Origin of the sequence: Acidovorax sp. CF316, assembly GCF_000276605.1 — a bacterium.
Lineage (GTDB): Bacteria > Pseudomonadota > Gammaproteobacteria > Burkholderiales > Burkholderiaceae_C > Acidovorax.
Window position 1 is genome coordinate 1 of sequence record NZ_AKJX01000279.1, and the last position, 24,019, is coordinate 24,019.

General features: G+C 68.1%; 21 protein-coding genes and 1 pseudogene. 3 read left to right on the top strand and 19 right to left on the bottom strand.

Annotated features, from left to right (window positions below; all coding sequences use genetic code 11):
* Positions 1-181 (top strand): annotated as a pseudogene (locus tag PMI14_RS31205) (hypothetical protein); the annotation flags it as partial.
* A gap of 18 nt (positions 182-199) precedes the next feature.
* Here PMI14_RS31205 and PMI14_RS31210 read toward each other — a convergent pair.
* The 8 genes from PMI14_RS31210 to gabT form a co-directional block, all read right to left on the bottom strand.
* On the bottom strand, positions 200-553 hold the full coding sequence (locus PMI14_RS31210) for a hypothetical protein (protein WP_007861428.1): 354 nt from the start codon (positions 551-553) through the stop codon (positions 200-202).
* Between the two features lie 169 nt (positions 554-722).
* Positions 723-1,079 carry a hypothetical protein gene (locus PMI14_RS31215; RefSeq protein ID WP_007861430.1) on the bottom strand — a complete coding sequence of 119 codons (357 nt, stop codon included), beginning with the start codon at positions 1,077-1,079 and terminating at the stop codon, positions 723-725.
* Positions 1,080-1,239: 160 nt separating this feature from the next.
* Positions 1,240-2,718, bottom strand: coding sequence for an NAD-dependent succinate-semialdehyde dehydrogenase (locus PMI14_RS31220; RefSeq protein WP_007861432.1), 1,479 nt, complete (start codon positions 2,716-2,718; stop codon positions 1,240-1,242).
* Positions 2,719-2,837: 119 nt separating this feature from the next.
* Positions 2,838-3,656, bottom strand: a complete 819-nt coding sequence (locus PMI14_RS31225) for an ABC transporter permease (RefSeq protein WP_007861438.1) — start codon at positions 3,654-3,656, stop codon at positions 2,838-2,840.
* A gap of 44 nt (positions 3,657-3,700) precedes the next feature.
* Complete coding sequence (locus PMI14_RS31230; protein ID WP_007861439.1) at positions 3,701-4,966, bottom strand: ABC transporter permease; 1,266 nt, start codon at positions 4,964-4,966, stop codon at positions 3,701-3,703.
* A gap of 24 nt (positions 4,967-4,990) precedes the next feature.
* Positions 4,991-6,022, bottom strand: coding sequence for an ABC transporter substrate-binding protein (locus PMI14_RS31235; RefSeq protein WP_007861440.1), 1,032 nt, complete (start codon positions 6,020-6,022; stop codon positions 4,991-4,993).
* Positions 6,023-6,097: 75 nt separating this feature from the next.
* Positions 6,098-7,195 carry an ABC transporter ATP-binding protein gene (locus PMI14_RS31240; RefSeq protein WP_007861441.1) on the bottom strand — a complete coding sequence of 366 codons (1,098 nt, stop codon included), beginning with the start codon at positions 7,193-7,195 and terminating at the stop codon, positions 6,098-6,100.
* A 37-nt stretch (positions 7,196-7,232) separates the two neighbouring features.
* Positions 7,233-8,525 (bottom strand): 4-aminobutyrate--2-oxoglutarate transaminase, encoded by a 1,293-nt coding sequence (gabT, locus tag PMI14_RS31245; protein ID WP_007861442.1) that lies wholly within the window; start codon positions 8,523-8,525, stop codon positions 7,233-7,235.
* A 192-nt stretch (positions 8,526-8,717) separates the two neighbouring features.
* On the opposite strand from gabT, the gene PMI14_RS31250 reads away from it, so the two are divergent.
* Complete coding sequence (locus PMI14_RS31250) at positions 8,718-10,136, top strand: PLP-dependent aminotransferase family protein (RefSeq protein ID WP_007861443.1); 1,419 nt, start codon at positions 8,718-8,720, stop codon at positions 10,134-10,136.
* Positions 10,137-10,151: 15 nt separating this feature from the next.
* On the opposite strand, the gene PMI14_RS31255 is transcribed toward PMI14_RS31250, so the two are convergent.
* The 11 genes from PMI14_RS31255 to PMI14_RS31305 form a co-directional block, all read right to left on the bottom strand.
* Complete coding sequence (locus PMI14_RS31255; RefSeq protein ID WP_007861445.1) at positions 10,152-11,153, bottom strand: hypothetical protein; 1,002 nt, start codon at positions 11,151-11,153, stop codon at positions 10,152-10,154.
* Positions 11,154-11,161: 8 nt separating this feature from the next.
* A complete protein-coding gene (locus PMI14_RS31260; protein ID WP_007861446.1) occupies positions 11,162-11,839 on the bottom strand; it encodes a GntR family transcriptional regulator in 678 nt (225 codons plus the stop codon).
* Positions 11,840-11,899: 60 nt separating this feature from the next.
* Positions 11,900-12,898, bottom strand: a complete 999-nt coding sequence (locus PMI14_RS31265; protein WP_007861448.1) for a TRAP transporter substrate-binding protein — start codon at positions 12,896-12,898, stop codon at positions 11,900-11,902.
* A 62-nt stretch (positions 12,899-12,960) separates the two neighbouring features.
* Positions 12,961-14,226: a TRAP transporter large permease gene (locus tag PMI14_RS31270; protein ID WP_007861449.1), complete on the bottom strand. Its 1,266-nt coding sequence runs from the start codon at positions 14,224-14,226 to the stop codon at positions 12,961-12,963.
* A gap of 21 nt (positions 14,227-14,247) precedes the next feature.
* On the bottom strand, positions 14,248-14,883 hold the full coding sequence (locus PMI14_RS31275; RefSeq protein ID WP_007861450.1) for a TRAP transporter small permease: 636 nt from the start codon (positions 14,881-14,883) through the stop codon (positions 14,248-14,250).
* Between the two features lie 130 nt (positions 14,884-15,013).
* Positions 15,014-16,330 carry an FAD/NAD(P)-binding oxidoreductase gene (locus PMI14_RS31280; RefSeq protein WP_007861452.1) on the bottom strand — a complete coding sequence of 439 codons (1,317 nt, stop codon included), beginning with the start codon at positions 16,328-16,330 and terminating at the stop codon, positions 15,014-15,016.
* Positions 16,327-16,593: a (2Fe-2S)-binding protein gene (locus tag PMI14_RS31285; protein ID WP_007861453.1), complete on the bottom strand. Its 267-nt coding sequence runs from the start codon at positions 16,591-16,593 to the stop codon at positions 16,327-16,329. The genes PMI14_RS31280 and PMI14_RS31285 overlap by 4 nt, the downstream gene beginning before the upstream one ends.
* Positions 16,590-17,708, bottom strand: a complete 1,119-nt coding sequence (locus PMI14_RS31290) for an FAD-binding oxidoreductase (protein ID WP_007861454.1) — start codon at positions 17,706-17,708, stop codon at positions 16,590-16,592. The genes PMI14_RS31285 and PMI14_RS31290 overlap by 4 nt, the downstream gene beginning before the upstream one ends.
* Before the next feature lie 15 nt (positions 17,709-17,723).
* Positions 17,724-18,662, bottom strand: coding sequence for a 4-hydroxyproline epimerase (locus tag PMI14_RS31295; RefSeq protein ID WP_035206387.1), 939 nt, complete (start codon positions 18,660-18,662; stop codon positions 17,724-17,726).
* A gap of 81 nt (positions 18,663-18,743) precedes the next feature.
* Entirely contained in the window at positions 18,744-19,859 is a 1,116-nt protein-coding gene (locus PMI14_RS31300; protein ID WP_238541940.1) for a branched-chain amino acid ABC transporter substrate-binding protein, read from the bottom strand.
* 59 nt (positions 19,860-19,918) lie between these two features.
* Positions 19,919-20,833: a dihydrodipicolinate synthase family protein gene (locus tag PMI14_RS31305; protein ID WP_007861457.1), complete on the bottom strand. Its 915-nt coding sequence runs from the start codon at positions 20,831-20,833 to the stop codon at positions 19,919-19,921.
* A gap of 503 nt (positions 20,834-21,336) precedes the next feature.
* Here PMI14_RS31305 and alaS point away from each other — a divergent pair.
* Positions 21,337-23,970, top strand: coding sequence for an alanine--tRNA ligase (alaS, locus tag PMI14_RS31310; protein WP_007861458.1), 2,634 nt, complete (start codon positions 21,337-21,339; stop codon positions 23,968-23,970).
* Positions 23,971-24,019: the final 49 nt, after the last annotated feature.

A 24,019-nucleotide genomic window follows, 5' to 3' on the forward strand; every position in this document is an offset into this window, starting at 1 on the left:
GCGCCTGCCGCACATCGGCGATGGCCGCACCCAGGTCTGCCTGCACAACGACGCCGTGGTGCAGGGCCTCTCGGAGATGCCCTTCACCAACGACGTGGAGCGCTGGGCCATCCTCACCGTGGGCACGGGGCTCGGCAATGCCAGCTTCACCAACCGGCGCGATGCTCCTGGGCAGGGGTGAGCGAGCGGCGTGCCAGTCTCAGCGCTGGTAGCAGCGGCTGGCGTTCTTCACGATCTTGCAGTTGAAGAGGGTTGCGCTGACGCCCATGGGCCCATGGGTGTAGTCGGCAAGCTGGTTGTCGTTGTAGCGGGTGTGGTGGGGCTGGCCCGTGGGCTTGTCCAGGCTGTCGGACCAGACCTTGATGTGGCAGGAACCCTTGTTCTGGTCCGCGCAGAACTTGTAGGCCGCGCGCCCGATGTAGTCGGTGTCCTGCGCCTTGTCGGTAGGCACCATGGCGTAGTGCGTGTTGCCGTGGGTCTCGAAGACGTCCAGCGTCTGGGCGTGGGCAACGGCTGTCGCTGCGGTCAGCAGCGCAAGGATCAAGGCTTTCATGGCGGGTTCCCTCCAGAGCGCGCGGCCAGCGGGCAATGTCTCACTGCCTCTGGGATGGATGCGCGCAACCCCCTATGGGCTGCGCACGGTGGCCGGCCGGCCTCGGGATTCTGCGTCGGCGCGGTGCTGCCCGACTGGACGAATTGTCCACCGGCGCTTCGGCGGCCGCTCACTGCTGGTAGCAGCGGCTGGCGGTGGTCACGAGCTTGCAGTTGAACCGGATGCCATCGGCGATGCCGCTGTAGTTGCGCATGTACTCGGCCAGCTTGTTCTCGTCGTACCGTGTATGGAAGGGGTTGCCCGTGGGCTTGTCCAGGCTGTCGGACCAGATCATCACGCGGCAGCTGCCCTTGTTCTGGTCCTGGCAGAACTTGTAGGCCACCCTTTCCATGTACTGGGTGTCGCGCGCCTTGTCGGTGGGCACCATGGCGTAGTGCATGTTGCCGTGGGATTCGAAGACGTCGAGCGTTTGCGCGTGCGCGGCGGAAGTCGCTGCAGTCAGCAGCGCAAGGATCAAGGCTTTCATGTTGGTGGGTTCCCTCTGGGTGCGTGCAGCCGGTGGGCCGCCCTGGAACGGGAGCCTCTTGGTGGTGGAAAGCACGGCAGCCCCGGGTGGGGCTGCCTGCGTTGCCGGCCGCACGCCGGCGATTGTGCCCCAGCGAGGCCGCCGTCGGCCTCAGCCGGGCTTACTTCTGGATATCGCCCAGGCAGAGGTATTTGATCTCCACATAGTCGTCGATGCCATGGTGCGAGCCCTCGCGGCCCAGGCCCGATTGCTTGACGCCGCCGAAGGGCACATGCTCCGTGGCCAGGATGCCCACGTTGATGCCGACCATGCCGTACTCCAGCGCCTCGGCCACGCGGAAGATGCGGCCCACGTCGCGGGTGTAGAAGTAGCTGGCCAGGCCGAACTCGGTGGCGTTGGCAGCGTCGATGGCCTCCTGCTCGGTCTTGAACTTGAAGACCGGGGCGAAGGGGCCGAAGGTCTCCTCGCGCGCGCACAGCATGTCGGGCGTGGCATTGGCCACCACCGTGGGCTCGAAAAACTGGCCCGCCAGGCGCTTGCCGCCAGCCACCACGCTGCCGCCCTTGGCCAGGGCATCGTCCACATGGCGCTGCACCTTCACCAGTGCGGCCTCCTCGATCAGCGGGCCCTGGTTCACGCCGTCCTCGAAGCCATTGCCGACCTTGGCCGTCTTCACCTTGGCGGCGAACTTGGCGACGAACTGGTCGTACACGCCTTCCTGCACATAGAAGCGGTTGGTGCACACGCAGGTCTGGCCGGCGTTGCGGTATTTGCTCGCAAAGGCGCCTTCCACGGCGCTGTCGATGTCGGCATCGTCGAACACCAGGAAGGGTGCGTTGCCGCCCAGCTCAAGCGACATCTTCTTGACCGTGGGGGCCGATTGCGCCATCAGGATGCGGCCGACTTCGGTGCTGCCCGTGAAGCTGATGTGGCGCACCACGTCGCTCGCGCACAGCACCTTGCCGATGGCGATCGAGTTGCCGCTGTCGGCCGGCAGGATGTTGAACACGCCCGCCGGGATGCCTGCGCGGATCGCCAGCTCGGCCGCGGCCAGCGCGGTCAGCGGCGTCAGCTCGGCCGGCTTGATCACCACCGGGCAACCGGCGGCCAGTGCTGGCGCGACCTTGCGCGTGATCATGGCCAGCGGAAAGTTCCACGGCGTGATGGCGGCGCACACGCCGATCGGCTGCTTCAAGACCATCAGCCGGCGGCTGTTGTCGAACTGGGGCAGGGTCTCGCCATTGATGCGCTTGGCCTCTTCGGCAAACCACTCCACGAAGCTCGCGCCGTAGGCCACCTCGCCCTTGGCCTCGGGCAGGGGCTTGCCCTGCTCGGCCGTCATGATGCGGCCCAGGTCGTCCTGGTTCGCCATGAGCAGGTCGTACCACTTGCGCAGCAGGATGCTGCGCTCCTTGGCGGTCTTGGCCTTCCACGCAGGCCAGGCGGCGTTGGCGGCGGCAATCGCGGCCTCGGCGTCGGCCGGGCCCAGGTTGGCCACACTCGCGAGTTTCAGGCCCGTGGCCGGGTCGTTCACGTCGAAGCGGCCCGTGCCCGCCACCCACTGGCCGTTGATGAGGCCATCGGTCTTGAGCAGGCTCGGGTCCTTGAGCAGGGAAAGGGGCGAAGTCTTCATGTCCATGGTGATGTCTCTTTTGGGTGGTCAGGGGTGGTAGGCGCACTGCCGCATGGCAAGCATAGCGGCAGGCTGAAAGCGGTGGGTGTCTCGGGTGTATCAGTGGTTGGGGCGTGTGTTCGCGCTCAGGCCCTGCGCCCGCGCAGCCACTCCAGCACCAGCAGCAGGCTGGTGGTGAACAGGATGAGCAGCGTGGCCACGGCGGCAATGGTGGGCGAGATGTTCTCGCGGATCCCGGTGAACATCTGGCGCGGCAGCGTGGCCTGTTCGGCCCCGGCCAGGAAGAGCGTGACCACGACCTCGTCGAACGAGGTGGCGAAGGCGAACAGTGCCCCCGAGACCACGCCGGGTGCGATCACCGGCAGCGTGATGCGAAAGAAGGTCCTGAACGGCGTCTCCCCCAGGCTCAGCGATGCGCGCACCAGGTTGTGGTTGAAGCCCGCCAGGGTGGCCAGCACGGTGGTGAGCACGAAGGGCGCGCCCAGCGCCGCGTGCACGATGACCAGGCCCACGTAGCTGTCGGCCAGGCCCAGCGGTGCGAAATACAGGTAGGTGGCCACGCCGACCACGATGATGGGCACCACCATGGGCGCGATGAGCACGCCCATCAGCAAGCCCTTGAAGCGGAAGTCCGCGCGCGACAGGCCCACCGCCGCCATCGTGCCCAACACCGTGGCGACCAGTGTGGCGGCCGGCGCCACGATGAAGCTGTTGCGCGTGGCGCGCGCCCATTCGGCCGATTCGAACAGGTTGCGGTACCACTTGAGCGACCAGCCGGTGATCGGGTAGGCCAGGAACGAGCTCTCCGAGAACGACAGGGGCACCATCACCAGGATGGGCGCCAGCAGGAACGCGAGCACCGCCACGCACAGCGCGCGCAGCAGCCACCACAGTGCCTTGTCGGTCAGCGTGGCGTAACGGGGGAATTCGGGCAGTCGGAACATGGCGGGTGGGGCGGGGGATGATGGGAGGTGCACAGTCAGGCGGATCAGCCCAGGCTCAGCTCGGCCTTGCCGATGCGGCGGTACACGCCATACAGCACCAGCGTGGCGGCCAGCAGCACGGCACCGAGCGCGCAGGCCATGCCCCAGTTCACCTCGACGTTGGTGTAGCGGGCGATGTAGTAGCTGAGCATCTGGTCGTCGGCGCCGCCCAGCAGCGCCGGTGTCACGTAGTAGCCGATGGCGAGGATGAACACCAGCAAGGCCCCGGCACCGATGCCCGGGTAGGTCTGCGGCACATACACCCGAAAGAAGGCCGCCAGGGGCGGGCTGCCCAGCGACACGGCGGCACGCACGTAGGTGGCGGGCACGTTCTTCATCACGCTGTACAGCGGCAGGATCATGAACGGCAGCAGGATGTGCACCATGGCGATCACCACGCCCGTGCGGTTGAACAGCAGGGCCAGCGGCTCGCTCACGAGGCCCAGCCCCATCAGCCCGCGGTTGACCAGGCCTTCGGACTGCAGCAGCACGATCCAGGCGGCCACGCGCACCAGGATGGAAGTCCAGAACGGCACCAGCACCAGGATCATCAGCACATTGGCCGGGCGCGCCGGCAGCGAAGCCAGCCACCAGGCCAGCGGGTAGCCGATGGCCAGGCAGATGAGCGTGACCACCAGGCTGATGTGGAAGGTGCGCAGCAGGATGCTGCCGAACGCGCGCTGCTGCTCGGGCATGCGTTCCACCTGGCCCAGCGCGTCGCGCTGCAGGTCCACCGAGGCGAGCAGGTAGTCCGGTGTCCAGCGCGCGCCATTGCGCGCGATGGCGCGCCACAGCGGGGCTTCGCTCCAGCGCGGGTCCTTGGCGATCAATTGATCGCGCATGGATTCGGGCGTGCCCGCCGCGGGCAGGGCGCGGTACGCACCCATGATGAGGGAGCGGGCGCCGGGCACGTCGGAGTTGAGCCGGCGCGCCAGCGCTCCGGCGTCGGCGCTGTCGGGCAGGCGCGCCAGATCGCGCACCAGCGCGGCATACGCGGCCGGGCCGGGCGCCTCCTGGCGGTCCCAGCCTTCGAGCGCGGAAATGGTGGCCGGCAGCGCGTTGGCCACCTCGGGGTTCTCGATCGCGCGCTGCAGCAGCGCCACGATGGGGACCAGCAGGGTGAGCAGCAGGAACACCAGCAGCGGCAGGGGGAGTGCGAACGCCCGCCACTTGCGGCGTGACTCTGCGCGCGACAGGGCCTTGCGCAGTGCGCCGGGCGTGCTGGCGCCCGGTGCGCTTGCGGCGGGGATGGCGAGGGTGGCTGGCTGCATGGTGTCCTGTGCTCCGGCTGCCGCTTACTGCGTTGCCCAGGCGGCGAAGCGCTTCTCGAGCGCCTCGCCCTGGTCGGCCCAGAAGCCCACGCTGAACTGCAGCGCCTCCTTGGCGTTGGCAGTGGAGGTGGGCAGGTCGTCCAGCACCTTCTTGTCGAGTTGGGCCAGGGCCTTCGTGTTGGCCGGGCCGTAGGCGATGTGCTGCGCGTAGGCCGCCTGGTTGGCGGTCTGCATGGTGAAGGCGATGAACTTCACGGCTGCATCCTTGTTGGGCGTGCCCTTGGGGATGGCCCAGTAGTCCAGGTCGTAGATGCCGCCCGGCCAGAAGATCTTGAGGTTGCGGCCTTCGCGGTTGGCCGCGTCAATGCGGCCATTGAACACGGTGGTCAGCGCCACGTCGCCCGCCACCAGGAACTGCGGCGCCTGGGCTCCGGCTTCCCACCACTGGATACTGGGCTTGAGTTCGGTCAGCTTCTTGAAGGCGCGGTCGGCACCCTCCTTGGTGGCCAGCACCTTGTACACGTCGGCGGGTTTCACACCGTCGGCCAGCAGCGCGAACTCCAGGTTGTAGCGCGCGCCCTTGCGCATGCCGCGCTTGCCGGCGATCTTCCGGGTGTCGAAGAAATCGGCCCAACTGGTCGGCGGGGTCTTGAGCTTGTCGCCGTTGTACGCCATGACGGTGGACCACACGAAGATGCCCACGGCGCAGTCGTTCACCGCAGCGGGCAGCAGGTCGCCCTTGTCCACGATCTTGCTGTAGTCGAGCTTCTCGAACAGGCCCTCATCGCAGCCACGCGCCGCGTCCGGCGACTCGACCTCCACCACGTCCCAGGTCACCTTCCTGGTCTCGACCATGGCCTTGATCTTGGCCTGCTCGCCGTTGTACTCCACAGCCACGATCTTGTTGCCGGCCTTCTCGTAGGGTTCGTAGAACGCCTTCTTCTGGGCATTGGCATTGGCGCCGCCGAAGTTCACGACGGTGATCTGCTGCTGGGCAAAGCTGGGCAGTGCCATGCATGCGGCAAGGGTTGCGCAGGCGATCAGACTCTTTTTCATGGTGCAGTTTCCTTGGAAAGGACGTTGGGAAAGGGGAGGGCGTGAAAAGAACAAAAAGGACAAGGCGCCGGAGCCTCAGACCGCATAGATGCGGGTGGACTCCGGCGGGAACTCCAGCAGCACGTTCTGCCCCGGTTGCGGGTAGGCCGATGCGTCGGAATGGGTGAGGGCCAGCTTCACGGTGGCCTGCTCCTGGCCGTGGCCCAGGTCGCACATGAGGCGAAGGTGGTCGCCGTAGTAGATGGAGCGCACCACCGTGGCCGGCACGGCCGAGCCCCGGGGGTAGGAGGCGTACGGATGCAGCACGATGCGCTCGGGGCGCACGCAGGCCTGCACGCGGCTGCCCAGGGCCGCGGCGTTGACGTTCACCCCGGGCAGCAGGTAGCCGCCGGGCATCTGGATGGCGGTTCCATCGCCCGCCCCCTGCAGGGTGCCGCTGAGCACGGTGTTGTCGCCCACGAAGCCCGCCACGAAGCGGTTGGCCGGGCTCTCGTAGAGTTCCTCCACGCCGGCCAGCTGCTGGATGATGCCTTCGTTGAACACCGCCACCCGGTCGCTCATGGTCAGGGCCTCGCCCTGGTCATGGGTCACGTACACGAAGGTCACCCCGAGCTGGCGGTGCAGCTCCTTGAGCTCGATCTGCATGTGCTCGCGCAGTTGCTTGTCCAGTGCGCCCAGGGGCTCGTCCATCAGCACCAGCTGCGGGTTGAAGACCAGGGCGCGCGCCAGCGCCACGCGCTGCTGCTGGCCACCCGACAGGCGGGCCGGCAGGCGCTCGCCCATGCCCGCCAGGCGCACCATGTCCAGCGCCTTGCGCACCCGTTCCTGCTGCTCGGCGCGGGGCACCTTGCGCACGGTGAGCGGGTAGGCCACGTTCTGCTCCACCGTGAGGTGCGGAAACAGCGCGTAGTTCTGGAAGACCATGCCGAAGTTGCGCTTGTGCGGCGGTGTGCCGGTGATCTGCCGGCCGTCGAGCAGGATGTCGCCGGTGGTGGGTGACTCGAACCCGGCCAGCATCATCAGCGTGGTGGTCTTGCCCGAGCCCGAGGGCCCCAGCAGGCTCAGGAATTCGCCGCGATGGATGTCCAGGTCCAGCGAGCGCACGACCAGCTGTTCGCCGTCATAGCTCTTTTGCACGCCGCTGAAGCGGACCAGGGGTTCGTCGGAGGTCATGGGTGTCGTCAGGATGGGGGCGTTGGAGCCGGTTGGGTCAGACCACGGCAGCGAAGCTGTCGGCCAGGATGGCCAGGCCTTCGTCGAGCAGTTCGTTGGAGGCCGTGAGCGGCACCAGGATGCGGATCACGTTGCCGTGGGTGCCGCAGGACAGCAGGACCAGGCCGCGGCGTGCGGCCTCGGCCACCACCTTCTTCGTGAGGGCTGCATCGGGCTTGGCGGGGTCGCCGCCCTCGAACAGCTCGATGGCCACCATGGCCCCCAGGCCGCGCACGTCGCCGATGCCGGGCACCCGGCTCGCCAGGTCCTTGAGCGCGCGCACCAGCAGCGCGCCCATGTCCTGGCTGCGGGCCAGCAGCTGGTCCTTTTCGAAGGCCTCGATCACGGCCAGTGCCGCGGCGCAGGCCACCGGGCTGCCGGCATAAGTGCCGCCCAGGCCGCCGGGGGCGGGGGCATCCATCACCTCGGCGCGGCCCACCACGCCGGCCAGCGGGAAGCCGCCGGCCAGCGACTTGGCGGTGGTGATCAGGTCGGGGGCCACGGGCCATTGCTCGCAGGCGAACCAGGTGCCGGTGCGGCCGGCGCCGGTCTGCACCTCGTCGGCGATCAGCAAGATGCCATGGCGGTCGGCCAGCGCCTTGAGACCGGTGATGAACTCGGGTGGTGCGATGTAGAAGCCGCCTTCGCCCTGCACGGGCTCGATGATGAAGGCCGCCACGCGCCCGGGCTCGATGTCGTTCTTGAACAGCAGCTCCACCGAATGCAGGGCCTGTTCCACGCCCACGCCATGCAGCGCATTGGGAAACAGCGCGTGGTACACCTCGCCGGGGAAGGGGCCGAAGCCGGTCTTGTACGGTGCGACCTTGCCCGTGAGGCCCAGCGTCATGTTCGTGCGGCCGTGGTATCCGCCGGTGAAGGCGATCACCCCCGGGCGGCCGGTGTGGGCGCGGGCGATCTTCACGGCGTTCTCCACCGCTTCGGCGCCGGTGGTCAGCAGCAGGGTCTTCTTGGCGAAGGCGCCGGGCGCCAGGGTGTTCAGGCGCTCGGCCACTTCCACATAAGGTTCATAGGCCAACACCTGGAAGCAGGTGTGGGTGTACAGGTCTAGCTGTGCCTTGACGGCGGCGATCACGCCCGCATGCAGGTGGCCGGTGTTGAGCACGGCAATGCCGCCTGCGAAGTCGATGTAGCGGCGGCCTTCCACGTCCCACAGTTCGGCGTTCAGCGCCTTCTGGACAAAGATCTCGTGGGCCTGGCCCACGCCGCGGGCGACGGCGGCGTGGCGGCGGGCGAGGAGGGCGGCATTGGTGAAGTGGCGGTCGTGCTGCATGGCGTTGGCGGGCGGGTTGAACCAGCGGATGTGAAGGAATGGAGCGGATTCTGGAAGCCGTGCCGCAGCCCGTCCATGTACACACACAGGCGCTTTGCCGCGCACTGTGCAGGTCTAGAATCCTGTACAGGCATTCCCTGATCTGGTGTGCGCCAACACGGTGCACAATTCGCTCCCCTCTTTGCTTTCCCGATGCTCACTCTCAGCCCGGACCTCCAGACACCTCTGGTCAGCCAGATCGTCGATGGTCTGCGAGGCCTCATCGTCAGCCAGGTGCTCAAGCCTGGCAGCAAGCTCCCCTCGATCCGCGCGTTCGCGGCCTCCCACGGTGTCAGCGTGTTCACCGTGGTCGAGGCCTATGACCGGCTGGTAGCCCAGGGCTGGCTGGTCTCGCGTGCGCACGCGGGCTTCTTCGTCAAGCGGCGCGGCGACGAGACCGGTGTGCCCGCCGGTGGTGCGCGGGAGCGGCCCGTGCCCCGTTTCGATGCACGCTGGTACCTCAAGCAAATTTTCGAAAACCGCAACCTGCCGATGAAACCGGGGTGCGGCTGGCTGCCGCACGACTGGTTGTTTGGCGATGCGGTGCGCCGCAGCATGCGCCAGCTGTCCTCGGATGGCCCCGAACTCGATGGCTACGGCCTGCCGCACGGCCACATGGCGCTGCGCATGGTGGTGGCCGAATCGCTGGCCGAGCAGCACCTGGCGGTGGACCCCGACCAGATCCTGCTGACCCAGGGCTCCAGCCAGGCGCTGGACCTGGCGGCGCGGCTCCTGCTCAAGCCCGGCGACGTGGTGCTGGTGGACGACCCCGGCTACCCCAACCTGCTGTTCATGCTGCGCTTTGCAGGGGCCCATCTGGTCGGCGTGCCGCGCACGGCCACAGGCTATGACCTGCCTGCGCTGGAGGCGCTGCTGGTGCAGCACAAGCCCAAGGCCTTCTTCACGCAGCCACGGCTGCAGAGCCCCACCTGCTCCATGGCCTCGGTGGCGCACCTGCATCGGCTGCTACAGCTCGCCGAGCAGCACGGCTTCACCCTGGTGGAAAACGACATCTACGTCGACATGGACAGCAGCGTGCGCCCTTCGCTGGCGAGCCTGGACCAGTTGAGCCGCGTGATCTACGTGGGCAGTTTCTCCAAGACCATCTCGCCCAACCTGCGCACGGGCTATGTCGCGGCCAGGCGTGACGTGCTGGACGACCTGCTGCAGCTGAAGATGGTCTCGGGCCTCACCTCGTCGGACATCACCGAGCGCATCACCTTCGGCGTGGTCACGGACGGCCGCTGGCGCAAGCACCTCAAGTCGCTGCGCGAGCGCCTGGCCGAGGCGCACCGCAGCGTGGGCCGCAGGCTGCAGGCCCTGGGCTTCGAGCTGTTCCATGAGCCCGAGGCCGGGATGTACCTGTGGGCCCGCCATCCCGATCTGCCCGACAGTGCCGAGCTGTCCATGGAGGGCACGGGCGAGGGCCTCATGCTCGGGCCGGGAGCGCTGTTCCTGGTGGAGCCGCGGCCCACGGGCTGGCTGCGTTTCAACGTGGCCTTCTGCGGCGATGAACGCCTGTGGCGTTTTCTGGAGCAGCGCATCGCACTGGGAAGCCAGGGTACCCAGTAGCTTGGCTGGCGCGGGCTAGGGTTTCCCGCTGCGGGCTGCCAGGTGGTCGGCCATGGCGGGGCTCATGAATTGGGTGGGAATCTCTGCCACCACGGCCTGTGGATCGCCCAGCGCGAGAAAGCACGCCTCGTACTCCTGCTGCAGGTCGAATTTCGGCGGCAGCATCAGCAGGCTCTTGGGGGCCAGCGCAAAGGCCGCCTGGCGCACGGCGCGCGTCAGTTCCCTGGGCGGGATCTTCGAGAACAGCTCGTGCACCTCGGGCCGGGGCAGTGGGCACTGGGGCGTCAGCAGCGCCAGGTACATGGCCTCGGTGCGCAGCTCCTGGGGGATCTTGGCGATGCGCGTGTAGTCGCGCCACACCACGTTGCGCCATTCCTCGACCGTCTGCGGTGTGGCCATGGAGGCCAGGCTGCGGCCCTGGCGCAGGCCGTCCCGCACCGATTCCAGGGACAGCGGCGATTTCTTGAGCAGCTTTTTCAGCGCAGCGGGCAGGGTCTCCGGGTCGTCGGGGTCCCGGCCTTCGGACAGGTCGATGCGCAGCAGCTTGCTGCCCTTGGCCGGCTGGCCCCGCACGTCGATGCCATGGTCGTCGTTGACCAGCGCCTGGGCGATGACCTGGCCGCCCACGATCAGCTGGCCGTGGTTGTAGTGGCCGTAGACGACCTCCAGCACGCGCAGGTCGCCGTCCACCCGGATATGGGAGCCGCCGCAACTGGCCTGGCGCGCGCCGAGCGCGCCGGTGACCAGCAGCAGCGGGCCGGAGTCGCCGTCGGCATTCACCAGGGCACCCGCAAGATGCAGGTCGCCCTGCACGCACAGGCCGCTGACGGCCTGTCCTTGCAGGCCCGCAAGCGCCGCTGCGATGTGGCCATCCTCCCAGCCAGCGCTCCAGTCGAGCAACAGGTCGCCATTCAGCGCCAGATCGCCTGTGTGCAGCAGCACCGGGTCCGTGGGCCGCAGCCAGGATGGCGCGCTGAATGCTGCGGGAAGCTCCGCGATGGTGGTGAGCGTGAACATGGCTGCGCTCACCGGTCGATGATGCGGCGCGCGAACTGCTCCAGGTAGTCCATGAGCTGGTTGGCGCCGGCCACGGCATGCGCCTCGTCGCCGCTGGCGATGCCCTGCGCCAGGTGCATGTGGGCGCGCGCACCCTCGGTCACGTCGCCCTCGTGCTGGTAGGCGTACCAGAAGCGGCGGCACTGCACGATCAGCGGTGCCACGGATTTGACGGCCGACTGGTTCTGGCAGGCCAGGTGCACGATCTGGTCGAGCCCATGGTCGGCCAGCATGTAGCCGTCGAGCTCGCCGCGTTCCGCGGCGCGCACCATCTCCTCGGCGCAGCGCACGATGGCCTGGCGCTGCGGCGCGGTGGCGCGCCGTGCGGCGCACGATGCGATCAGCCGCTCCAGCACGCGGCGCGTCTGGATCACGTCCAGGTGGTCCGCCAGGTCGATGTTGGAGACCTGCAGCCCGCGGCGCGGCTGCTGCACGATGAGGCCGATGGACACCATGCGCAGCAAGGCCTCGCGCACCGGTGTGCGCCCGAGGCCGGTGCTCTCGGCGATCTCGGCCTCCACCACGGGGCTGCCGGGCTGCAGCTGCAGGGTGGAGATCATGGCCTCGATGGCGTCATAGGCCACGTCCGCCGCGCGCCGCTTGGGGCCGGTGTCTTTGCGGGGAGGGGGGCTGCTGCTCAAGGTCATCAAGGGTGGGGTGCCGGTGGGGCGCGGCCCCGCCTGGGGCCTTGCTGGGCCGATCTTAAATCAGAGCGTGGCACCCGCCTTGCGCAGCTCGGCGATCTGCGGGGCCTTGGGCAGCCACAGCTTGTCGAACTCCTGGATGGTGGCCTCGGGGTTGAAGGACGACGCGCTCTTGAACGCGATGGAGGTGCCCTTGAACTTGTCGATCAGGCCCGCCTCGGTGGTCACGATGTCGTTGATCTGCGCGTCCAGCGACTGGGCCACGAGCTTGCGGATCAGCTCCTTGTCCTTGGCATCGAGCCCCTGCCAGATGCGGCCCGACACCAGCGGCGCGAAGGGCATGAACAGCGCGTTCATCTGCAGCAGGGTCTTGGCGACCTTGTCGAAGCGCTGGTTCCAGGAGAACTCGATGTCCGCCTCCAGCCCGTCCACCTGGCCGTTGCTCATGGCGTCGAACACCTGGGGGGTCGGGATGGGCGTGGGCGCGGCACCCAGCATCTGGTAGAAGTCGCGGTACACCGGCGTGGGGTTGATGCGCAGCTTCATGCCCTTGAGATCGGTCGGGCTGGCGATGTCCTTGGTCGAGAACACCGCGCGCATGCCGGTGATGCCCCAGCCCAGGCCGATGGTGCCGGTCTCGCGCGGCAACACTTCGAGCAATTTGGTGGCGGCCGGGTGCTTGACCAGCTTGGCCACGCTGGGCGTGGAGCGCACCAGGTAGGGCGCGTTGATGGCCGCGACGCTGGCCACGCGCGAGCCCAGTTCGGCCGCCTGGATCCAGCCCATGTCCAGGGCGCCCGACTGCAGCTGCTGCATCATGGCCGCCTCGTTGCCCAACTGGCCCGAGTGGAACACGGTCACGCTCAGGCGGCCATCGCTCTCCTTCTTGAGCGCCTCGCCGAACTGCAGCGCGGCGCGGTTCCACGAATGCCCGGCCGGGGTGATCAGGCCCAGGCGGAATTCCTTGGCGCCCGCGCCCTGCGCGAACACGAGCGGGGCGGCAAGGCTGGCGGCAGCGGCCACGGCGTGGCGCTGTATGAACTGGCGGCGGGTGGTGGTCATGGTGGACTCTCCTTGGTCTGGGAAGGGAACTTGCAGGAACGGAAAAGGGAGAAGGGGCGGCGCTACTCGAGCAACGCCAGCGACAGGCTGGGGAACAGCGACAGCAGCACCAGCGCCACGCAGCTGATGAGGAAGAAGGGCAGCGTGACGATGAACATCTTTCCGGGCTTGGCTCCGGTCACGGCCGAGGCGACGAAGAAGCTCAGCCCCACGGGCGGCGTCATCAGGCCCAGCACCAGGTTGACCACCACCACCACGCCGAAGTGGCGCGGGTCGATGTGGTAGACCTCGGTGGCGATCGGCAGCAGGATGGGCACGGTCATGATGAGCCCGGGAATGCCGTCGATCACGGTGCCGATGACCAGCAGGATCACATTGGTAAGCAGCAGGAAGGTGACCGGGTCGTGCGCCACGGTCTGTATCCACGCCGCCACCATCTGCGGCACCTTGCCGTAGATCAGCAGCCACGAGAACACCGCGGCCGCGGCCACCAGGAAGAGCACGATGGCTGAGTAGATCGCCGAGCGCAGCAGGATGGCCGGCATGGCATTGAAGCGGAACTCCTTGGTCACATAGCGCCCCACCAGGGCCGAGGCCAGCGCGCCTACGGCCGCGGCCTCGGTGGGGTTGGCCAGGCCGCCCAGGATGGAGCCGACGATCACGATGGGGATCAGCAGCGTGGGGCTGGCCAGCACGATGGTGCGCACGCGCTGGGCCAGGGTACGTTTTTCGCTGCGCGGGTAGTCGTAGATGAAGCCCATGAGGGCGATCACGACGAAGAACAGCAGCGTGAGCAGCACGCCCGGCAGGATGCCGGCGATCAGCATGTCGCCCACGGCCACCTGGGCCAGCACGCTGAACACCACGAACATCACCGAGGGCGGGATGATGGGCCCGAGCATGCCGCCGTAGACGGTGAGGCCTGCGGCGAAGGTCTTGTCATAGCCCTGCTTTTCCATCTCGGGCACCATCACCTGCGACATGATGGCCACCTGCGCCGTGGCCGAGCCGATGATGGACGAGACCAGCATGTTGGCCAGGATGTTGACGTAGGCCAGGCCGCCCTTGACCGAGCCGATGAAGGCCATGGAGAGGTCCACCAGCCGGCGCGTGATGCCGCCGCTGTTCATGATCTCGCCGATCAGGATGAACAGCGGAATGGCGATCAGGCCATAGCTGTCCACCCCCGCGAACATCTGCATGGGAAACGACTGGAACAGCACCGTGCCGCCGGTGGCGAAGATGTAGACGATGCCCGAGAGGCACAGGCACACGCCGATGGGCACGCCCACCAGCAGGGCCAGGGTGAAGAACAGGGTGGTGATCATGGGAGGGGCCTTCGGGTTCGTTCAGTTCACGGCATCGGCGTTGACCACGTCGAAGCCCGGGTGCGTGCGCCGCTCGGCGCACCCGAGGTCCTCGAGCAGGTTGGCCAGCGCATGCACGCTGAAGGTGGCCGAGAAGATCGGCAGGATCAGCTGCAGCACCCAGGTGGGCCAGTTGAGCGTCTGCGTGCGCTCGGTGTAGAGGAAATTGAAGCTCTCGGCCGCGTACTCCTTGGCGTCGAAGCCATAGCGCGCGATGCCGATCGGGTCCATCCACTGCCAGCACATCCAGAGCATGGCCATGCCGAACAGCACCACGCCGGCCGTGGCCACCCCCTTGATGGCCTTCGCAGCGCGCGCGCCCAGCTGGTCGGTGAGCATGGTCACGGCAAAGTCCATGCGCAGCCGCGTCATCACCGAGGCCCCCACGAAGGTCAGCCAGACCACCGTGTACACCGCCGCCTCGTCGATCCAGTAGATCGGCATGCCGGTGTAGCGCGTCACCACGTTGAGCAGGATCAGCCCCACCAGCAGCATCATCAGGGCCGTGAGCAGGTGGCGCTCCATGCGCAGCAGCCCGCTGGAAAAATCCAGCAGCCAGCGGACGGGCGTGCGCGGCGGGGTGGCAGGAGGGGTGGAGGCGGGGGCTGGGGAGGGCATGCGGGTCGGCTCTGTTGGAGTGCTTGTGGGAAGAAACTCGGCTGCACCAGGATAAATATTTTCTTAATATATGTAGAAGCAAGATGAGTGCCCGGTGGCAGGGCCGGGTCCCATCCCTGGGTTCTCTGCCTCAGCCGGGGGGCGGCCTGTCAGCCACCATGGCCAGCGTGGCAATACGCGCCGGTGCCAGCAGATGGCGGGGCGGCGCCGGTGTCCAGCCGAAGAGCTGCTGGGTGGCGGCACCGCAGATGCGCCCCTGGCAGGCGCCCATGCCGCAGCGTGTGTGCAGCTTGGCGTCGATCCAGCTGCTGCGCCCGGCCAGTTCGGCATGCGGCACGTCTTCGCAGCGACACACCAGGGTGTCCGGCCGCGGCAGGGCCTTGAGGCCATCGTCCAGTGCGAAGGAATGCTGCAGCGCCCGGGCAAAGCCTTCCCAGCGGCGCAGCGTGGCCTGCAGCGCATGCACCGGCTTGGTGTCCCCTGCTGCGGCATGGCCGGCAAGGGCGCCCTGCGCCAGTGCACGCTCGCTGCCCCCAAAGCCCGTGCACTCACCGGCCGCGTAAACGCCGGCCACGCTGGTGCGCATCTGGGCATCCACCCACAGGCCCAGGCCGCCACTCAGGGGGCCACCCAGGGCGCAACCCAGCAACTGCCCCAGGTGCGTGTTGGGCACCAGGCCAAAGCCACAGGCCAGGCGGTCGCAGGCGATGGTTTCCTCACCGGATGCGGTGCGCAGGCGCACGGACTGCACCTGGCCGTCTCCCATGGCTTCACGCACATGGCTGCCCGCGCGCAGTTGCGGGTGCAGCAGCGTCAACGCCTGCACGGCCTTGGCGGGCCAGCGCGGCAACTGCGCGGCAAAGCCCGCGAGCGCTCGCCAGCCGGCCTGCTCGGCCACGCGCACCACCTGTGCACCGGCCTTGGCAGCTGTGGCGGCTGCAGCCAGCAGCAGCGGGCCCGTGCCTGCGACCACGATGCGCTGTCCCTGTACGGGCAGCCCCGCCTTGACCAGGGCCTGCAGGGCGCCCGCACCCGTCACGCCCGGCAGCGTCCAGCCTGGAAAGGGCAGCAGCAACTCGCGCGCGCCATTGCACAGAACGAGTCGGTGGCTGTGCTGGGCCCAGCCGCGCTCGGCGTCTTCAAGCAGCAGGGTGGGGGCATCACCTGCCAAGGGCGCATCGCCCAAACCCACCACGCGCGTGCCGCGCAGCAGGTTGATGTTGGCGTGCCGGGCCAGCGCCTCGCGGTACTGGCGGGCCAGCGGAGGCAGGGTGGCGCCGGGGCCGTCGCGCCAGATCTGGCCGCCGGCCTCGGGGTTGTCGTCCACGATCGTGATGGCCGCGCCACTCGGGGCTGCGGCCAGTGCCGCAGCCATGCCTGCAGGGCCTGCGCCGATGACGAGGATGTCGCAGCGCGCATGCGCCGACCAGGGGGTGGAGGTGTTCATGGGCAAGGCATGCCGGTATCGGTATGGACCTGCATGCCCTCGGTGCATACGGTCTGGCAGGCCAGGCGCACGCGGCCGTCGATGCGCACGCGGCATTCATGGCACACGCCCATGCCGCACAGCGGCGCACGCGGCTGGCCGCTGGTGGAGGTGCGCGTGCGGCCCGGCGGCACCTGGGCCAGGGCCGCGGCCACGCTGGTGCCGGCGGCGACCTGCAGGCGCACGCCGTCGGCATGGATCTGGAGGGTGGGGGCGGTGCTCATGCCATGAGGCTCCGGGCAAAGCGGTCGGGGGAGTAGGGCGCTGGCTCCAGCGGTGGCGTGGCGCCCGTGATTTGCGCGGCCAGCAACTGGGCCGTGGCCGGCGCCGTGGTCACGCCCAGGCCCTCGTGGCCCACGGCCAGCCACAGGTCGCGGTGCTGCGGATGCCGGCCGATGATGGGCAGACCATCGGGCGTGGCCGCGCGAAAGCCGGTCCAGGTGCGGATGGCGTTGAGCTCGGCCAGGCCAGGCACGTACTCCAGCGCGCGCTGCAGCATGCGCGCCAGCACAGCGTTGTCGATGGCCGGGTCGGTGGTGTCGAACTGGCGCGACGAACCGATCAGCAACTGCCCTGTGGGCCGCGGCTGCAGGTTGAAGGCCACCGAGGTGCCATCGCTCTGGTGCGCATTGGTGATGTAGCCCAGCTCCACCAGCTGGTGCCGCACGGTGCCGGGGTAGCGGTCGGTGATGGCCAGGTGCCCCTTCTTGGGGCGTATCGGCAGGCCTGGGCACAGGTCCGTGGCGTGGATGCCCGCGGCCAGCAGAACCGCACCGCCCTCGCGCACGCCGCCATCGGCCAGGTGCACGCGCCGGCCCTCGATGCGTTCGACCTGCGCATGTTCGACGGTGATGGGCCGGGCGGCGTGGGCCAGCAGCCACTGCGCGGCGTTGGGGGCATAGACCACGCTGTCGCCACCGACCTTGAGGGCGCCGCGCAGGCCGGGGCGCAGCGCAGGTTCCAGCCGCGCCAGTGCGGCGGCGTCCAGCAGCTCGCAGGCGATGCCGTGCGCGCGCAGGCCGGCGGCCTTGGCCTCCGCGCCGGCCATTTCCTCGGCATTGGCCGCGATCCAGAGCGTGCCGCAGTTGGAATAGGCGCAGCCGGGCAGGTCGGCATTCATGCGCGGGCCCCAGGCATGCCACTGCTCCAGCGAGGCCTGGCTCAGCGCCAGCTCGGCCGCGTTGTCGTCCATCACCACCAGGTGGCCCATGCCGGCCTGCGTGGCACCGCCCCGGCGCGCATCGAGCACCCGCACCGAAAGCCCGGCATGGGCCAGCAGGTGGGCGCAGGCCGCGCCCACCATGCCGGCACCGATGACGATCACGTCTGCAGCTTGCATGGGGTGGATCGAGGCTTAGAGGCGGATGCCCCAGGCAAAGGGGTCGTCCCGGGCGATCAGCAGCGTGGCCTCGGCGCTCATATGGGCGGTGCCGCGCAGCGTGGGGATGATCCTGCCGGCCTGGGCATCGGGCTCGTAGCGCGCCTCGAAGCTGCTGCCGATGATGCTGGCCTGGCGCCACACCTGGCCGGGCTGCAGCTTGCCATCGGCCGCCAGGCAGGCCAGCTTGGCGCTGGTGCCGGTGCCGCAGGGCGAGCGGTCGTAGGCACCGCCCGGGCAGAGCACGAAGTTGCGGCTGTCGGCCAGCTCGTCGTCGGCAAACAGCTCGATGTGGTCGATCTCGCCGCCATTGTCGCCGCGGATGCCCTGGTCCTTCAGGGCCAGCTGGATGGCGCAGGTGTAGTTGGTCAGCGCCTGCAGGTTGTCGCTGGCCACGTGCTGGCCGTGCTCGCTCATCAGAAAGAACCAGTTGCCGCCCCAGGCCACGTCGCCCGTGACGCTGCCGATGCCCGGCACCGTGAGCGACAGCCCCTGGTGCAGCCGGTAGGCCGGCACATTGCGCACGCTGACCGAGCCGTCCTCGTGCAGCGTGGTCATCACCGTGCCCACGGGTGTCTCGATGCCGTGCTCGCCGGGCTGGATGCGGCCCAGGTAGGCCAGCGAGGCCACCAGGCCGATGGTGCCGTGGCCGCACATGCCCAGGTAGCCGGTGTTGTTGAAGAAGACCACGCCCGCCGCGTTGGCCGGGTCCTGCGGCGTGCACAGCAGGGCCCCCACGATCACGTCGTTGCCGCGCGGCTCGAGCACCGTGGCCGCGCGCCAGGCATCGTGCTGGCTGGCCAGCAGCGCGCGGCGCTCGGCCATGCTGCCCGTGCCCAGGTCGGGAAAGCCGCCGACCACGAGGCGCGTGGGTTCACCCCCGGTGTGGGAGTCGAGGATCTGGATGCGTTGCATGGCACTGTCGTGGGTCATGGTGGGTCGCGTGGGTTGGGGTGCGAGGATCGTAGCGGGAGCACCGCCGCGATCCCAGCAGTTTCAGTAGCTGGCCAGAGGAACGGGCGCCGCGTTCTTGAACGTGAGTACCGTGATCGGCGCCTGCTTGAGGTTGCCCTTGTCGTCATAGGCATAGGTGCCGGCCACGCCCTGGTGGCTCAGTTGGCCCATCTGCGCACCGACCTTGGCGGGCTCCACGGACTGGGCCTTCTGCATGGCATCGGCCATGAACATCACCTGGTCGTAGTACGAGGCCGCGTAGGCATCGGCATCGAGCTTGAAGCGTGCCTTGTATTTGGCCTTGAAGGCCGGGCCGGCGGCGGCCTTGTCGAGCATGGTGCCGCCCTGGGCGCAGAACACGGTGTCGTTGACGGCCTCGCCGCCGAGCTTGCCGACCTCGGGGCTGCACAGCGTGTCGCCGCCCAGCAGCTTGGCCGTGAGGCCCAGCTGCTTCATCTGGCGGGCCATGGGCGCGGCCTGCGGTGCGTAGCCGCCAAAGAAGATGGCCTGGGGCTGCTTGCCCTTGAGGCTGGTGAGGATGGACAGGAAATCGGTGGACTTGTCGGTGGTGAACTCCTGTCCCACCACGGTCAGGCCCTGTTTTTTCGCCTCCTTGGTGAACTGGTCGGCCACGCCCTGGCCGAAGGCCGTGCGGTCGTCGATCACCGCCACCTGCTTGACCTTGAGCACCTGGGCCGCATACACGGCCATGTTCGAGCCGATCTGGGTGTCGCTGGCGATGATGCGGAACAGGTTCTTGTAGCCGTTCTCGGTGACCTTGGGGTTGGTGCCCACGGTGGAGACCATGGCGCCGCCGTCGCTGTAGACGCGCGAGGCCGGGATGGCCACGCCCGAGCAGTACGGCCCCATGACGAACTTGACGCCGCTGTCCACGAGCTTTTGCGCCACGCTCACGCCGGTGCGGGCGTCGCACTGGTCGTCCTCGGACACCAGCTCGAACTTCAGGGTCTTGCCCCCCACCACGATCTTCTTCGCATTGAGCTCCTCGACGGCCAGGCGCACGCCGTTCTCGTTGTCCTTGCCCGCAAACGCATTCGGGCCCGACAGCGGGCCGCTGTGGCCGATCTTGACGATCTGCTCCTGCGCGAACACCGGTGCCGACAGCAGCACCAGGGCTGCCAGCGCTGTGGGGGTCATGAATCTGGATGCCATGGGAGACCTTTGGTTGGATAAAGGGAGTGGGGGAGGGCAGGCGATCAGGCGACCGATTGGTACTCGGTGGGGCGCGTGTCCAGCGCCTTCTTCACGACGCGCTCGATGAAGGCGCGTTCCTCGCCGATCAGCGGCAGACGCGGGCGGCGCATGTGCTCGGTGCCCACGCCCACCAGCACGTCGATGAGCTTGAGGTTCTGCACCAGTTTGGTCGATACATCGAGGTGCAGCATCGGCGTCATCCACTGGTAGAGCTTCAAGGCTTCGGCAAAGCGGCCGGCCTTCATCAGGTCGTACAGCGCCACGGTCTCGCGCGGGAAGGCGCAGCCCACGCCGGCCAGCAGGCCGTCGCAGCCCAGCGCCAGGCCTTCGTAGGCCAGGTCGTCCACGCCCAGGAAGAGCTGGTAGCGGTCGCCCACGGTGTTGCGCAGGTCGGTGATGCGGCGGATGTTGTCCGTGCTCTCCTTGATGGCGGCGATCCACTCGCAGTCGGCCAGCTCCAGCATGTGCTCGGGCTTCAGGTCCACGCGGTAGGCCACGGGGTTGTTGTAGACCATGAGCGGCTTCTGGGCCGCCTTGGCCATGGCGCGCACGTTGGCCATGGCTTCGCGCGCATCGGCCACGTAGATCACCGAGGGCATCACCATGTAGCCGGCCACGCCGAGCTTGTTGCCGCCATCGATGTAGCGCAGCGCCTCGCGGGTGCTGGTCTCCGACACGTTGGCCAGCACGGGAACGCGGCCATCTGCGGCGTCGAGCGCGATCTTGGCGACCTGCAGCTTCTCCTCCAGCGTGAGGGTGCTGGCTTCGCCCAGCGAGCCGCAGGTCACGAGGCCGTGGATGCCGTTGCGGATCTGGAAATCGATGTGGCGCGCCGTGCCTTCGGCATCGATGCTCTCGTCGGCGTGGAACTTGGTGGTGATGGCGGGGAAGATGCCTTGCCAGCGGGGATTGCTCATGGATGGACTCCTGGGAAGAAAGAAGAAAACAACGAAAAGGACGGAAAACAGCCGAGGGGTTGGGGCGGGGTGGAAGTTTTAAATATATTAAGAAAATATTTGAAATATCTTGTCAGGGTATTTAGCAGCTTGCGTGCCAGCCGGATTTGCGCTTGCTCGCCCTCGGCGCGAGGGGCATGCATGGGAGCCAGGGGCGAAGATGGGGCGTTTTCGGGTCGGCGCCTGCCCTGGGGTGGGGCGCCAGGCACTGCAACGGGGCACGCTTTGCACAGCGGCAGGCGCGTAGGGCGGATGGGGCGTGGCCGTTGCGCGCCGGGCCCCTGCAGCCTGTGCGATGCCGCGCCCAGACCGCGTTCAGGGCAGCGAAGTGCAGTGTCTCTGGCCGCCGCGGGCTGTGTCACCTTGCTGTCTCGATAGAATCGAGGGTTCTCCCCATAAACCGGGTGGCCGCGCCTTGCGCGCGAGGCCCCTCACTGACCCAGGCCTGTTGCCCCTTTTCGCACATGACCAACCACACCACGCCTTCGTTCTCGGTTGCCGACATCCGCAAGTCCTTCCTGGACTTCTTTGCCTCCAAGGGCCACACCATCGTGGCCTCGAGCTCGCTGGTGCCGGGCAACGACCCCACGCTGATGTTCACCAACTCCGGCATGGTGCAGTTCAAGGACGTGTTCCTGGGCACGGACAAGCGCCCCTACAACCGCGCGGTATCGGTGCAGGCCTGCCTGCGCGCCGGCGGCAAGCACAACGATCTGGAGAACGTGGGCTACACCGCGCGCCACCACACCTTCTTCGAGATGCTGGGCAACTGGAGCTTCGGCGACTACTTCAAGCGCGAATCGCTGCACTGGGCCTGGGAGCTGCTGACCACCGTGTACAAGCTGCCGCCCGAGCGCCTGCTGGCCACCGTGTACCAGGAGGACGACGAGGCCTACGACATCTGGACCAAGGAAATCGGCCTGCCGCCCGAGCGCGTGATCCGCATCGGCGACAACAAGGGCGGCCGCTACAAGTCCGACAACTTCTGGATGATGGCCGACACCGGCCCCTGCGGCCCCTGCAGCGAGATCTTCTATGACCACGGCGACCACATCCCCGGTGGCCCCCCAGGCAGCCCCGATGAAGACGGCGACCGCTTCATCGAGATCTGGAACAACGTGTTCATGCAGTTCGACATGGCCGAGGACGGCTCGGTCACGCCGCTGCCCGCGCCCTGCGTGGACACCGGCATGGGCCTGGAGCGCCTGGCCGCCATCCTGCAGCACGTGCACAGCAACTACGAGATCGACCTGTTCGACGCGCTGATCAAGGCCGCCGGCCGCGAGACCGGCGTGGCCGACCTGAACAACAAGAGCCTGCGCGTGATCGCCGACCACATCCGCGCCACCGCCTTCCTGGTGAGCGACGGCGTGATCCCGAGCAACGAAGGCCGCGGCTACGTGCAGCGCCGCATCGTGCGCCGCGCCATCCGCCACGGCTACAAGCTGGGCAAGAAGACGCCGTTCTTCCACAAGCTGGTGGCCGAACTGGTGCGCGTGATGGGCGACGCCTACCCCAAGCTGCGCGAGCAGGAGCAGCGCATCACCGAGGTGCTCAAGGCCGAGGAAGAACGCTTCTTCGAGACCCTGGCCAACGGCATGGAAATCCTCGACACGGCCCTGGCCGGTGACGCCAAGGTGCTGCCCGGCGACGTGGCCTTCAAGCTGCACGACACCTACGGCTTCCCGCTGGACCTGACCAACGACGTGTGCCGCGAGCGCGACGTCGAAGTGGACGAGGCCGGCTTCAAGGTCGCCATGGAAAAGCAGAAGGCCCAGGCCCGCGCTGCCGGCAAGTTCAAGATGGACAAGGCCCTGGACTACACCGGCGACGTGAACCGCTTCACCGGCTACGAGCAACTGGCCGAAACCGCCAAGATCACCGCCATCTATGTGGACGGCACCAGCAGCGCTGCCCTCAAGGCCGGCCAGAACGGCGTGGTGGTGCTCGACACCACCCCGTTCTACGCCGAAAGCGGCGGCCAGGTGGGTGACGAAGGCACCATCACGAGCGGCTCGGCGCGCTTCGCGGTGGGCGATACGCTCAAGATCAAAGCCGACGTCTACGGCCACCACGGCACGCTCGAAGAGGGCACGCTGAACGTGGGCGACACCGTGCAGGCCGAGGTCAACACGGCCCTGCGCGCCGCCACGGTGCGCAACCACTCGGCCACCCACCTGATGCACAAGGCCCTGCGCGAAGTGCTGGGCAGCCACGTACAGCAAAAGGGCAGCCTGGTGAACGCCGAGCGCACGCGCTTCGACTTTGCCCACAACGCCCCCGTGACCGACGCCCAGGTGCGCGAGATCGAGCGCCTGGTGAACGAGGAAGTGCTGGCCAACCTGCCCACGCAGGCGCGCGTGATGGACATCGAATCGGCCCAGAAGACCGGCGCCATGATGCTGTTTGGCGAGAAGTACGGCGAGACCGTGCGCGTGCTCGACATCGGCACCAGCCGCGAGCTGTGCGGTGGCACGCACGTGCAGCGCACGGGCGACATCGGCCTGTTCAAGGTGGTGGCCGAAGGCGGCGTGGCCGCAGGCGTGCGCCGCATCGAGGCCGTGACCGGCACGAATGCGCTGGCCTACCTGCAGCAGCTCGAGGACACGGTGACCCAGGCGGCCGGCAGCTTCAAGACCCCGGTCGCCGAGCTCAACAGCCGCATCGGCCAGACCCTGGACAGCGTGAAGGCGCTGGAAAAGGAAATCGCCGCGCTCAAGGGCAAGCTGGCTTCGAACCAGGGCGACGAACTGGTGAACCAGGCCGTGGACGTGAACGGCATCAAGGTGCTGGCCGCGGCCCTGCCCGGCGCCGACGCCAAGGCCCTGCGCGACACCATGGACAAGCTCAAGGACAAGCTCAAGACCGCCGCCATCGTGCTGGCCGCCATCGATGGCGACAAGGTGCAGATCGCCGCGGGCGTGACGGCCGACAGCATTGGCAAGGTCAAGGCCGGCGAGCTGGTCAACTTCGTGGCCCAGCAGGTCGGTGGCAAGGGCGGCGGCAAGCCCGACATGGCCATGGCCGGCGGCACCAACGCAGCCGGTGTGCCGGCCGCGCTGGCCAGCGTCGAGGCCTGGGTGCGCGAGCGCGCCTGAGGCCACAGGCCGGGCCCGGGCACGGACAGCAGGCGCATCGGATGGGCCG